The organism is Pseudarthrobacter sp. RHLT1-30-1 (assembly GCF_059383415.1).
The window spans coordinates 16,976-29,450 of record NZ_JBWZCG010000008.1; the positions used below are offsets into that span (position 1 = coordinate 16,976).

Consider the following 12,475-nt stretch of genomic DNA (forward strand, 5'->3'; position numbering starts at 1 on the left):
GCTCCCCGGGCCGGTGGTCACTAAGTCGGGCGGGGAGCCGGCTGCGTTCTCGGAAGTGCAGGCCGTCGCAGAAAGCAGCAACACGGCCAGGATCGAAGGAATTACATGCCTGCGCAGAGTCAACATGCTGGGAAACCCGTCGTTTGTCGGTTTCAGGCCGAAAGGTCAGGACGCTTGCCACTGATGCTGAGCAAGTCCGCGGCCGCCATTGAGTCCGCGGATTGCACTATCAGTTCCGTCCATTCTCGCCGACCCGGCTGTATCTTCAATAGCGCTTGGCTGTGAAAGTGCTGTGCGAATCGGGTGCCGTCCAACACGCGGCGGACTGTTCGCCGGCAGCGGGCGGGTTCCCGGCGGCATCCCGTGCGCCTCCACCAGCACTTAGATTCCAACTACCATCTGTAGTACCGGACAGCGCTGGACCCAGGGGCCAGTCCCTTTACGGAAGTTGAGCAGACATGACAGTTTCACCCCTCATCTGGGCAATCACCATTGTAGTCATCCTGGCCCTGTTGGCCTTCGACTACTTCTTCCACATCCGCAAAGCCCACGTGCCCACGCTGAAGGAGGCGGCCGTGTGGTCCAGCCTCTACGTGGGCCTGGCCGTGGTCTTCGGCATCGTGGTGTGGATCTTCGGCGGCGCCGCGATGGGGTCGGAGTACTTCGCGGGCTACATCACGGAGAAGGCGCTCTCCGTGGACAACCTCTTTGTCTTCCTGATCATCATCGCGAGCTTCCGTGTACCCCGGGAAGACCAGCAAAAGGTACTGCTGTTCGGCATCGTCTTCTCGCTGATCGCCCGCACCGGTTTCATCTTCCTGGGGCCGCGCTGATCAACTCCTTCGCCTGGGTGTTCTACATTTTCGGCTTGATCCTGCTCATCACCGCGGGCAACCTGCTCCGGCCGGATGCCCACGGCGACGAACATGCCGACAACTTCATCATCAGGATTGCCAGGAAGCTCTTCCACACCACGGAGCACTACGACGGGGACAAGCTCTTCACCATCCACGACGGCAAGCGGGCTCTCACTCCGATGCTGCTGGTGATGGTGGCGATCGGCGGGACCGACATTCTCTTCGCCCTCGACTCCATCCCGGCCATTTTCGGACTGACCCAGAACGTGTACATCGTCTTCACCGCCACGGCGTTCTCGCTCATGGGCCTGCGCCAGCTCTACTTCCTGATCGACGGGCTCCTGGACCGACTCATCTACCTTGCGTACGGCCTGGCGGCCATCCTTGCCTTCATCGGCGTCAAGCTGGTGCTCCACGCCCTGCACGAGAACAACCTGCCGTTCATTAACGACGGCGAGCCGGTTCCCGTCGTCGAGATCAGCACCGGCCTGTCCCTCAGCGTCATCATCGGAGTGCTTGTGATCACCGTCGTGGCGTCGCTGTTGAGCAAGGCCGGCAAGGCGCAGACGTCGATCAACAACGCGCGGCGGCACGCCGTCAACTACCTCGACCTCGAATACACCGCTGACGCGGCCGAACGCGAACGCATCTACCGGATGCTGACCGCGGAGGAAGCCCAGATCATGACCATGGACCTGAAGTACCGGGACAAGGCCAAGGACATCGACAAAATCCGGGAGCTGGTCGCGGAAGCGCACCGCCAGCACGAGGAGTATCTGGCCCGCTAGGCACCGGGCCCAGCGCCGGAGGATGCGGTCCCGCAGGATGCGGGATCGGCAGGCGCGGGCTCGGCCGGCGCGGGGCCGGCCGTGCAGCATTCCTTTCGCTGTCCGCCCGCGTCGGAGATGGCGGCTTGCACCCGGGAGAGGACCTCGCCGGGGGACCCGCCCGCAGGGATGTGGGTGAACGCGGAAAATTCGGGCAGGGATCGATACGCGTCGCGCAAGGACACCAGGTCCTCAAGCCGTTCCGAGTCGGTGCCCCGCGCGAGGATCCTTGCGTGTGCCTCGCCGGGTTCAATGTCCAGGTAGATGACCAGGTCCGGCGCAGGGAGCGCCCGGATGAGCCAGGGAAGGAAGCGTCCCCGCGGAAGTCCGTGCATCCCGCGGAGCGCAAGCTGGCAGTGGAGATGCCTGTCCATAACCACCAGGCCGTGGAATTTCCGGGCGCGGCGGTGGGAATTCAGGACATTGAAGGTGCGTACGGCAGTTTCAGTGACATCCGCAGCCCGTGCGGGCAGTTGCACGCCGAGCCTGTCGCCGAGCAGGGACATCCTGCGGCGGCCGGCGTAGTTGCGGAGGAGACGGGCGTCGGTCCCCGCCTGGCGGGCGGCCACGACGGTGGCCTCGGCCGCCGTCGTCTTTCCCGAGCCGTCAATTCCCGTGAGTACGATCAGCAAAAAAGCTGGCTCCTTTAGGTGTTGTGTGGTGGGTGGGCTACCTGACCCAACGAATGAAGGCGCCGGTTGATCCCCTCAGAGGTTGTGGGCCAGCAGCTCGAGACCGATGACCAAAAGGCTCAACACTACTTCGGCGCACACAATCACGGCTTTGTGGCGGAACGGCAGCTCGAGCCGGCGGATCGCCAGATAACCGATGACGAAGAGCGTGACAACGAGAACCACGATGGCCCATTGAAGAGCCACCGCCGTGGACCAAAGGCCGAGGCCGGCCGCCGTGAGGAGCAGGAGCGGAGTCACCAGGACGCTCAGTGACTCCGTGCAGACGGTTACCATGTGCCGCATCTCCGGGCCGCTGGGAAGCTTCGCGTGGACCGTCAGGTGGCTCAGCAGGTCGGCGACCAAGATGCCCAGCAGGGAACCGACGACGACGATCGTCAGGGTAGCGGCCGCCGCGGCGGGTGTCGTCTCGTCTGCGTGGCTCCGCAGCGCCAGCACCACGGCCAGGCTGGTGAAGCTGATGTAGACGCGCTCCTTGAGGCTTGCCGCACGTTGGCTGGCTGTCGGCTCCGGGCGCCCGGTCGGTTCGATCGTATCCATCGAAGGCCTCCTCGTGGTGGGGTGGGGCCGTCAGGCGCCGGGAGCCCGGTACCCGACGTCCCCGGCCATACGCAGGGCTTCGAGCGTTTCGTCGACGGTCAACAGCACCGTTGTCTCGAGCGAGCTCAGAGCGCCGCCACCGGTGATTGCCAGCGCCACCGCGGCCATGGAGACGTTGTTGGGGGCCTCCCAGAGGTTGTAGCCGTCGTGGCTGCCGAAGGCGTACCAGAAGCCGTGGAGTTTTCCTCCCACTGATTCGATGTAGGCCTGGGCGGCCTTCCCGCGGTCCTCCGGGTTGCTGATCATCCTGGCCCAGGTCTCAGGGGTGTAGCTGAACTTCGACAGGTAGAGCGGCATCGTCTTTCCCTTCGTTCGCTTCCGGGAGTGCGGATTACCCAAGGATGGCAGTCAGCCGCCGGGCCAGCAATGCCCGGACGGCCCACCCGGGAGCCCGGCGGGACAGCGCCCGTCACGGAGCGGCGCCGGCAGCCAAGTAGGCCTTGAGGGCGTCGAGGATCGGCAGTTGGCCCTTGACCAGCTTGGTGCGGGCCTCAGGCTCTCCGGCCCACCTGGCGCCGTCCACCTCGGGGTAGTTCCGGACAACGCCGGATCCCTTCGGCCATTCCAAGGCAAAGGTGTTGCTCACGATCTGCTCGGGAGCATAGAAGCCGGCCTCTGCAGCGAAGACCGTGATGACCTTTCCCGAGGGTTGCCGGAAGGCGCCCAGCTGGAGATACTCGGCGGACGGGGCGGGGGTCCCCATTTCTTCGGCGAACTCGCGCCGCGCGGCGGACAGCGGGTCCTCGTTGTCGAGGTATTCGCCCTTCGGAATCGACCACGCGCGGGCATCCTTGTGCGCCCAAAACGGCCCGCCCATATGGGCTATCCACACCTCCACGTCCGTTCCCGTGCCCCGGCGGTAGAGCAGGATGCCTGCGCTCCGGATCGTCATGGCGTGCCACCTGCCCCGGGCGTCCCGGGGGCCTGGTCCGGTCCTTCTCCGGCGCCGGCTCCGGCACCGGCACCGGCGGCCGGGAGGAACTGGCGGTTCCTGATCCGTGACTCACCGAACTGGAGAGCCAGCGGCTCAATCTCCCACGGCCCGTGTTCCCGTGTCTTGGGCCGGCCCACGGCAACGTGCGGTGTCCAGCGCGGATACCGGAAACCGAGGGCCCGCGAGCCGAGGATGAAGTCGTCCACATTGTCCACCAGCAGCTCGTCCAACAGCTCGTGCAGCGCCTTCACCAGGGAGACCTGGTAGTCCCGCACATGCTGCGGCACATCCACTTCCAGGCCGCTCACGCGCCCGCCGCCGAGCAGGACCAGCCTCCCGGAGCTCGCGGTGAAACCCCCCAGCGCCGGCAGCCCCTCCAGCCAGGCAACCGTCGCGTTGGCCGCCTCAGCGGCAGTCGTGATGCCCTTGGTCCAGTCTGCGATGTCCTGGGTGAAGTCTGCCAGGACGCCGACGTGCAGCAGGGTCAGGTGGAGGCCCTGTCGCCTGCGCAGCGCATCGACGCGGCTGCCCAGTTCCTCGTAGTCGGAGGGTCCGGAGCCGATCGCGAGCACCGGCACCTCCACCGTGATCCGCGGAGCAGACTGCATCAGGTCTCCCTCCCGTCCATGCCGGACGTTGGTTCGCGTGCCACTTTCCGACGGTGCCACTAACCGACGGTGCCATTATCCACCCGGGCCACTATCCACCCGCCGCGGAATCCGGCCTCCGGGCGGTGTGCCCGCCGGTTCGACGCGGAAAGGCGCATGACACAATCAACGCAACGCCCGCATCGGACTCCCGCTGCCGCAACCCTGGCCGGCGGACCTGTCCCGTCACCACAAAGGAGCCTCGTGAGCAGCCCGATCCAGCACCAGAACGGACCTGACAGGGACGCGGCGGCAGGGAGCCTCACGGCCCCGGCATACCCGCAGCTGAGGCTCAATATCGATGCCCTCACCAACAACATTTGGGTGATGGCGTCCTGGTGCCGGCAGCGGGGCGTGGACCTTGCCCCGCACGTCAAGACAACGATGTCCGCACCGATCATCGCGCGCCAGGTGGCGTCCGGCGCCGTCGGCGTCACCGTGGCCACCGTGGACCAGGCCGGTTCTGCACTGGACTGGGGACACCGGCACGTCCTTATCGCCAATGAGGTGGTCGATCGGCACGGCCTGATGCGCCTCCGCTTATGGCTGGAACAAGATTCCGGACGGGAAATCCGCTGCTTCGTCGATTCGGCTGCCGGCGTTGACGCGGCGGCCCGGGTTTTCGCTGGAGCTGCCGTCAGCCTTGAGGTGCTGGTCGACGTCGGAACACCGGGCGGCCGCACCGGAGCCCGGAGCCTGGGCGACGCCCTTCGCCTGGCCGAGCTGGTCCATGGCACGCCCGGCCTCCGGCTCGCAGGCGTTGCCGGGTACGAGGGCGTGGTGCCCAACACCAGGGCGGAGTCCACGATCGAAGGGGTCGACCGGCATTGCCGGCTGGTGCGGGACGTGTTCGTGGCAGCCGCACGATACTTTGAGGCAGCCGCCCCGATCTACTCCATGGGCGGGTCCGCGTTCCCGGACCGCGTGGTGGAGCACCTTCCCGATGACCGCCTGGTGCCCAAGACCCGGAGGATCCTCCGGTCCGGCTGCTATGTCACCCACGATCACGGCACCTATGCGGCGGTCAGTCCGGTACCGGGCCTGGTTCCCGCGCTGTCGGTCCGGGCCGTCGTCCTGTCCGTCCCGGAGGAGGGAATGGCCGTCGTCGGTGCAGGTAAGCGGGACCTGCCCTACGACGCCGGACTGCCGATCTTCCTGTCAGCCCGCACCGCGGACGGCGCCCCCAAGGCTGGGGCAGCCGCGGTCGTGCGCAATCTTTTCGACCATCACGCAGTCCTCACCGGGGTGAGCGGGCTGGACGTCACGGATGTGGTCGACTTCGGGATCTCCCACCCCTGCTCGGCCTTCGACCGCTGGCCCGAATACGTCGTCACCGACGCCAACGGGCGAACCATCGATGTGTGGCACACGGACTTCCACCGTTCGTCCCTGGCCCCGGGGAGCGCTACCGGCCAAAGGCCCTGAACAGGAGGAGCCTGACGGCCTGGACCGCGGACTCCCGCCGGCAGGGCCCGTTCCAGATGATGAAGTTGGCGAACCGGTGCGCCCCGGGGCGGCCGGCGACCTGGGCGGCCGCATCCCGAACCGACTCCAGGTCCCCGGCCGTCAGCGGGAGCGGCGCTTCACCGGGGTGCCAGGTCGAGCCGAGCGGAAAGTCCCTGAACGGCCGGGCCGGCATTTCGATGTGGGCGCCGAGCACCACACGGACCGGGTGCGAGGCGCTGAAATCGCAGAGCCTGCGCAACGAATCCTGGAACGCCGGAAAGTCCTGCACATAGAGCCGGCCAGGGTACACCGTGTCGCCGGTGAGCAGCATGCCTGTGGCCTCGTCGTAGATGGCGACGGCGGAAGGATGGTGCCCCGGCGTCGCGATCACGTCAAGCACCCGGCCGCCAAGGTCCATTCGGGCCGTGCCCTGGGGCCAGTTGTCGATTCCGAAGAACGCCGCTACCTCGCCGGCGGTGTGTCCCACGACCCGGGTGCGGGGCCGGCCGGTGAACTGCCCGTCCGCGGCGACGTGGTCCCCGTGGGCGTGCGAGTGGGCGACGACGAGTTCGTAACTGTCCTTGGGGTGGCCGCGCAGCCAATCCTCAATGAGCGTGTCGACTGTGGCCCGGAGCGGAAATTCGGTGGCGTCCGCCGTCGCGCCGGTATCTAGGAGGAAGGCGCGGTCCTCGCCGAAGAGCAGGTAGAGGAAAGGTGCCTCGAAATTGCTCGCAAAGCTCTGCCGGAGCAGCACCGTGTGGGGCGCGGCCATGTGCACCTGGATCGGCGGCGCCGCACTGCTTCCGCGGGACCGCGTCCCCGCGTACCATTGCACGTCGAGATCGAGGTCGGTCACAGCGCAGGTTTTCCGTTCACGGCGCCCGCGGAGCCGTGGCCGTTGACGATTTCGCCCGCGTGATCGGCGATCCAGGTGACCAGCGGGAGCAGTACGGCAACAAGCCCGCGGCCCCGATCAGTGAGGCTGTAGTCGACCCTGGGCGGGATGACCGGCTGGGCGTCGCGGCGGACGAAGCCGTCCCCCTCCAGCGTCTTGAGCGTTTGGGCGAGCATTTTCTCGCTGATGCCCTCGGCGCGGCGGCGCAATTCGCTCCAGCGCTGAGGGCCGTTCCACAGCGCGACCAGGATCAGCACGCCCCATTTGCTGGAGACGTGATCGAGGACCGTCCGGCTGGGACAACCGGCGGGAAAGATCCCGTCCGCGCCCTCGATGGCGGATAGGCCCAACTCAATACTTACTTCCATACCAGTACCTTACTTTAAGGTGCGTACTCTCTTCCGGGAAGCTTTGGCGATCCGGTGCCGTTGCTATGGATGTCAGCCATTCCCCCTGGTGAAAAGGACCATCATGACCATTGTTATCACCGGCGCCACCGGACAGCTCGGACGCCTTGTTGTTGAAGCCCTCCTCGATCAGAACGTTCCTGCGGGGCACATCGTTGCCGCAGGCCGGGATATTGCCAAAGTCGCGGACCTCGCCGACCGGGGCGTCCAGGTCCGGAAGGTCGACTACAGCGACCCCGAGTCGCTCCGCCAGGCATTTGCGGGCGCCGAAAAGGTGCTGCTGATCTCCGGCAGCGAGGTCGGCCGGCGGCTGGAGCAGCACCGGAACGCCATCGCGGCTGCCAAAGATGCCGGCGTTGGGCTGATCGCCTACACCAGCATCGCCAATGCCGGCAGCACCGGCCTGCAGCTGGCGGCCGAGCATGAGGCCACCGAGTTGGCCCTGGAAGAGTCCGGCCTGCCGTACACACTGCTCCGCAACGGCTGGTACCTGGAGAACTACACCGATCAGCTGGGCAGCTACGTCCAGCACGGAGCCGTGCTCGGCAGCGCCGGTGAGGGACGCGTCAGTGCCGCCACCCGCGCCGACTACGCCCGCGCCGCCGCGTCAGTTCTTCTCCTCGAGGGCCAGGCCGGAACGGTGTACGAGCTCGGCGGCGACGTGCCGTTCACCCTGCGCGAGCTGGCTGAGGAAGTCAGCTCCGCCGCCGGGCAACCGGTGACATACCAGGACCTGCCGGTGGAGCAGTACACGGAGGTGCTGGTTGAGGTAGGGCTGCCGGAGGCGTATGCGGCTATCCTCGCGGACAGCGAGCGTGGCATCGCCCGCGGCGAGCTGCTAGTGACCAGCGGTGACCTGAGCCGGCTCATCGGCCGGCCCACAACGTCCCTGCGGGAGGCCGTGCGGGCTGCTACGGGACGGTGACGGCTTGCTGAGGAATTCGCCCGGCCTCGCGCCGGGCCCTCGGGCCCCTTTCGGTCCGTCGTTCCTTCACGAAACAGACGAGTCCGGCGGCAAGGGTGGACGCCGCGGCGAGGGCGAAGAGCCCGGGCACCACGGTTCCCGTCTGTTCCTTGATGATGCCGAAACCGAAGGGGGCCACAAAGCCGCCCAGGTTTCCCAGCGAGTTGATGATGGCGATGGCCGGTGCGAGGACCAGCGGATGCAGGCCCGACTGGGGGATGGTCCAAAACAGGGGAGTCGCACTCTTGAAGCCCATCGCTGCGACGGACAGGAAGACCAGCGCGAGGGCCGGGGAAGCGACGGCGGCAGCGAGCGTTCCGGCCGCGGCGACCAGCAGGGCCGCCGCCAGCAGGGGCCGCCTGGATTTCGCCTTGTCCTGCCACCTGGCCGCAAAATACATGGCAACTATGGCGCAGACCCATGGAATAGCGGACAGGAATCCCACACTGAGGTCCGTGGTTCCCGGGATCCGCCTGATGATGCTGGGGAGCCAGAAGGTGTTGGCGTAGACAGAGAGCTGGATGGCGAAGTAGATGCCGCACAGCAGCAGGATTTGCGGATTCAGGAGCATCTTCCAGCGGTTCAGCCGTCCTTCCCCCACGCTGGCGTGCCGGGCGTCCTCCTCCGCGATGGCAGCGGCCAGGGCGGACTTTTCACCGTCACTGAGCCACTTGGCGTCCTGGACTTTTGCGTCGAGCAGGAAGAACACAACGGCCCCGACCACCACGGAGAGCAGACCCTCGAACCCGAACAGCCACTGCCAGCCACGCAGGCCCAGGACGTTGTGGAGACTGAGCAGCAGCCCGGCGATCGGCCCCGAGATGGCTGCGGCGACGGAGGACCCGGCGATGAAGATTGCCGTGGCCTTGCCGCGCTGGCCGGCCGGGACCCAGCGGGCGAAATAGAAGATGACTGCGGGGAAGAAGCCCGCCTCGGCGGCGCCGAGGCGGAACCGGAGTGCATAGAACATCGCCTCGTCCTGCACGAATGCCATCAGGAACGCTACGATGCCCCAGCTGACCATGATCCGGGACAGCCAGATCTTCGCACCGTACTTTTCCATCATGACGTTGCTGGGCAGCTCGAAGATGGCATAAGCGATGAAGAACAGTCCGGCGCCCAGGCCGTAGGCCGCGGCACCGATGCCGACGTCGGCTTCCAGCTGTGCCTGGGCGTAGCCGATGTTGGACCGGTTGAGCTGGTTGCAGACGAGCATGACCAGCAGAATGGGCAGCACGCGCTTAAAGAACTTCTTCGTGGCGGTTGCCACGTCCGTGACTGCGGTGTCGACAGACTGCATGCGGAGAGGTCCTTAGCGTTCGTCCCGGCGGCCGGACGCGGGCGTGCGGAGCCGGCGTCGGGAGTTCGCCAGATGGGTCCTCATGGCGGCCGACGACGACGGCCCGTCGCCTTCCGCGATGGCGGCATAGATGGACCCGTGCTCCAGCACCACTTGCTCGAAATGCTCCCGGACGTATAGTTCCCCGCCCGTCATCAGCCGGGTCCGGGGCATGGCGATCATGGTCTGACCCAGCCGGGCCAGGCAGTCGGAATAGAACGGGTTGCCCGTCGCTGCCGCAATGGCCCGGTGGAACTCGTAGTCCGATTTCATGGCGTGCGCCGGGTGGGCCGCGCTGGCGGTGAATTCCTCCAGGGCCTTCCGGACCGCCTGCAGTTGCCGTTCCGAGCGGTTCCGGGCGGCCAGGGCGGCAGCTTCGGATTCGACGCCGATGCGGAACTCAAGCAGCTTCACCTGGTCCGCCAGGCTGGCCACCGGCCGGTTGCCGGGGACCGGCAGTGCGTCCGCCTGGGGAGGGGTCAGCGCGAAACTGCCCCGCCCCCGTTCGGTTTCGACCAGCCCTTCGGCCTGCAGGCGGGTGAGCGCGGACCGCACCACGGTCCGGCTCACGCCGAACTCGCTGATCAGGGTGTTCTCGCTGGGGAGCTTGCCGCCGGGCTGGATCACGCCGTCGACGATGCGCATGCGAAGGTCGGCGGCTAGGTCTGCGGTCAGGTTCCGGCTCATGGGTTCAAGGTTACTTGCCGAATTCCACCGACTCGGTCGTCCAGGCCCTCGCCTGGTCGCTGAGGGTGATACCCAGGCCGGGGCGGTCCGGAACGAGCATGCGGCCGTCCTTGGTTTCGAGGCGTTCGTTGAAGAGCGGATCCAGCCAGTCGAAGTGCTCCACCCACGGCTCGCGCGGGTAGGCAGCCGCGAGGTGGAGATGGATTTCCATGGCAAAGTGCGGGGCAAGGCCCAGTCCGCGCTCGTCCGCGAGGGCGGCGAGGCGGAGGAACTGGGTGATGCCGCCGACGCGCGGGGCATCGGGCTGGATGATGTCGCAGCCCTCGGCGTTGATGAGGCCCTTGTGTTCGGCGACTGAGGCCAGCATTTCGCCGGTGGCGATGGGGGTGTCCAGGATCCGCGCCAGATGCGCGTGACCTTCGAAGTCGTAGGCGTCGAGGGGCTCCTCGATCCAGATGAGGTTGAATTCCTCCAGTTGGCGGCCCATCCGCAGGGCGGTGGCCCTGTCCCACTGCTGGTTGGCGTCAACCATCAGTGGGACGTCCCAGCCGATGTGTTCGCGGATTCCGGCGACACGGCGGAGGTCCTCGGCTGTGTCGGGCAGTCCGACCTTGATCTTGATGCCGCCGATTCCCTCTTCCAGGAGGACGGTGGCGCGGGCCTTGACCTCGTCGAGCGAGGCGTTCAGGAAGCCGCCGGAGGTGTTGTAGGTCTGTACCGAGTCCCGGTACGAACCCAGGAACTTGGCGAGCGGCAGTCCGGCCCGCTTGGCTTTGAGGTCGTAGAGTGCGATGTCGATGGCCGCCAGCGCCTGGGTGGCAACACCTGAGCGCCCGACGGAGGCGCCGGCCCACAGCAGCTTGGTGTACAGCTTGCCGATGTCGTTCGGGTCCTCCCCGATGATGCCTTCGGCAACTTCCCGGGCGTGGGCGTACTGGGCCGGGCCGCCGGCGCGCTTGGAGTAGCTGAAGCCGATTCCGCGGTGGCCCTGCTCGGTGGTGATTTCGGCGAAGAGGAAAACGACTTCGGTCATTGGCTTCTGGCGTCCGGTGAACACTTTGGCGTCGCTGATGGGGACGGCGAGCGGCAGCCTGGCCGTGGAAAGCTTTACGTGGCGGATCAGATCGACGCTGGTCATGGATTCTCCCTGGAAGTAATTGCCGGGCTGCACCGCCCCGCACCTACTTAGGCTACAAGCTTCAAACTTGTATAACAAGTGTTTCGGCGGGGAATTTAGCCCAGCAGCCACGCGACGGCGAGGAGCGCGCCGGAGCTAAGGATGGTGGTGCAAAGAATCACGTCGCGGGCCATCGTCACGCCCCGGCCGTAGGGGGACGCGAAGAGGAACACGTTCTGGGCGGTGGGCAGTGCCGCCATGATAACGCTGGCGAGCAGATGCTGGCCCTCCAGGCCAAAGACGAAGCGGCCCAGCGCCCAGACGACGAGGGGCATCGCTGCCAGTTTCAGGGCGGTGGCGACGAGGGTCTCGGTGCGGCCGTCCCCCTTCTGCAGCGGCGCCTTGCCGGCCAGGGAGAGCCCAAAAGCGATCAGGACCATGGGCACGGCCCCGCCGGCGAGCATGTCGATGGGTTTCTGCAGCAGCTCGGGAGCGTGCCAGCCGGTCAGGGCGACGGCGGCGCCCAGCCCGGACGCGATGATCATGGGGTTCGCGAACGGCTGGAGCAGCTGCTTTTTCCAGGAGATCCTGGCACCTCCGGCCAGTCCCAGGACGGTCAGGTAGAACGGGGCCATGACCAGGATCTGGACCAACAGCACCGGGGCAACATGCTGTGCCGTGCCCACGGCGTAGAGGGACACCGGAATGCCGATGTTGTTGGCGTTGGCGTAGCTGCTGGCCATGGCCCCGACGGCGGTTTCGGCCACCGGCCGCCGGAAGAACAGAAAGCTGAGCAGGCAGTAGAGGAGCCCCACAGCCGCCGCGGAGAGCAGCGCCAGCGGAGCGTCGGTGCCGAGCGCGGCGCGGATGTCGCTGCCGGCCACGACCGTGAACAGCAGGGCCGGGTTGGTGACGTAGAACGCCGTGCGGGTGAGGGCCCCCTGGACCTCGGGCCCCAGGATCCGCAGCCGCGCGGCGCAATAGCCGACAGCGATGACAGCGGAGACGATCAGAATTCCGGAGACGACGCCGCCCAAAATTGGTCCTTCGAAAGTAGCTTCCG

13 protein-coding genes and 1 pseudogene are annotated in these 12,475 nt (G+C 66.7%); 3 read left to right on the forward strand and 11 right to left on the reverse strand.

Translation table 11 applies throughout. The features are described from left to right. Positions 1-458: 458 nt before the first annotated feature. Positions 459-1,645 (forward strand): annotated as a pseudogene (locus tag AC50YM_RS07820) (TerC family protein). On the opposite strand, the gene AC50YM_RS07825 reads toward AC50YM_RS07820, so the two are convergent. The 5 genes from AC50YM_RS07825 to AC50YM_RS07845 all read right to left on the reverse strand — a co-directional run bounded on the left by AC50YM_RS07825 (position 1,642) and on the right by AC50YM_RS07845 (position 4,518). Next, positions 1,642-2,316: a dTMP kinase gene (locus tag AC50YM_RS07825; protein ID WP_494956406.1), complete on the reverse strand. Its 675-nt coding sequence runs from the start codon at positions 2,314-2,316 to the stop codon at positions 1,642-1,644. The pseudogene AC50YM_RS07820 and the gene AC50YM_RS07825 overlap by 4 nt on opposite strands. Before the next feature lie 75 nt (positions 2,317-2,391). Further along, positions 2,392-2,916: a hypothetical protein gene (locus AC50YM_RS07830; protein ID WP_494956407.1), complete on the reverse strand. Its 525-nt coding sequence runs from the start codon at positions 2,914-2,916 to the stop codon at positions 2,392-2,394. Positions 2,917-2,946: 30 nt separating this feature from the next. Further along, entirely contained in the window at positions 2,947-3,273 is a 327-nt protein-coding gene (locus AC50YM_RS07835) for a GYD domain-containing protein (protein ID WP_494956408.1), read from the reverse strand. Between the two features lie 112 nt (positions 3,274-3,385). Further along, positions 3,386-3,868, reverse strand: a complete 483-nt coding sequence (locus AC50YM_RS07840; RefSeq protein ID WP_494956409.1) for an NUDIX hydrolase — start codon at positions 3,866-3,868, stop codon at positions 3,386-3,388. Next, entirely contained in the window at positions 3,865-4,518 is a 654-nt protein-coding gene (locus tag AC50YM_RS07845; protein WP_494956410.1) for a hypothetical protein, read from the reverse strand. The genes AC50YM_RS07840 and AC50YM_RS07845 overlap by 4 nt, the downstream gene beginning before the upstream one ends. Positions 4,519-4,761: 243 nt before the next feature. Here AC50YM_RS07845 and AC50YM_RS07850 point away from each other — a divergent pair, with 243 nt between their 5' ends. After that, positions 4,762-5,982 (forward strand): alanine racemase, encoded by a 1,221-nt coding sequence (locus AC50YM_RS07850; protein ID WP_494956411.1) that lies wholly within the window; start codon positions 4,762-4,764, stop codon positions 5,980-5,982. On the opposite strand, the gene AC50YM_RS07855 is transcribed toward AC50YM_RS07850, so the two are convergent. Continuing rightward, entirely contained in the window at positions 5,963-6,859 is an 897-nt protein-coding gene (locus tag AC50YM_RS07855; protein WP_494956412.1) for an MBL fold metallo-hydrolase, read from the reverse strand. The genes AC50YM_RS07850 and AC50YM_RS07855 overlap by 20 nt on opposite strands. After that, positions 6,856-7,266, reverse strand: a complete 411-nt coding sequence (locus AC50YM_RS07860; protein WP_494956413.1) for a winged helix-turn-helix transcriptional regulator — start codon at positions 7,264-7,266, stop codon at positions 6,856-6,858. Before AC50YM_RS07860 ends, AC50YM_RS07855 begins: the two co-directional genes overlap by 4 nt. Positions 7,267-7,369: 103 nt before the next feature. Between AC50YM_RS07860 and AC50YM_RS07865 the strand changes: the two genes are divergently transcribed. Next, on the forward strand, positions 7,370-8,230 hold the full coding sequence (locus AC50YM_RS07865) for an SDR family oxidoreductase (RefSeq protein ID WP_494956414.1): 861 nt from the start codon (positions 7,370-7,372) through the stop codon (positions 8,228-8,230). On the opposite strand, the gene AC50YM_RS07870 is transcribed toward AC50YM_RS07865, so the two are convergent. The 4 genes from AC50YM_RS07870 to AC50YM_RS07885 all read right to left on the reverse strand — a co-directional run bounded on the left by AC50YM_RS07870 (position 8,217) and on the right by AC50YM_RS07885 (position 12,449). Beyond that, positions 8,217-9,569 (reverse strand): MFS transporter, encoded by a 1,353-nt coding sequence (locus AC50YM_RS07870; RefSeq protein WP_494956415.1) that lies wholly within the window; start codon positions 9,567-9,569, stop codon positions 8,217-8,219. The two genes, AC50YM_RS07865 and AC50YM_RS07870, sit on opposite strands and share 14 nt — an antisense overlap. Before the next feature lie 12 nt (positions 9,570-9,581). After that, positions 9,582-10,295: a FadR/GntR family transcriptional regulator gene (locus tag AC50YM_RS07875; protein ID WP_494956416.1), complete on the reverse strand. Its 714-nt coding sequence runs from the start codon at positions 10,293-10,295 to the stop codon at positions 9,582-9,584. Between the two features lie 10 nt (positions 10,296-10,305). Next, complete coding sequence (locus AC50YM_RS07880; RefSeq protein WP_494956417.1) at positions 10,306-11,433, reverse strand: L-talarate/galactarate dehydratase; 1,128 nt, start codon at positions 11,431-11,433, stop codon at positions 10,306-10,308. A 95-nt stretch (positions 11,434-11,528) separates the two neighbouring features. Further along, a complete protein-coding gene (locus AC50YM_RS07885) occupies positions 11,529-12,449 on the reverse strand; it encodes an AEC family transporter (protein ID WP_494956418.1) in 921 nt (306 codons plus the stop codon). Positions 12,450-12,475: the final 26 nt, after the last annotated feature.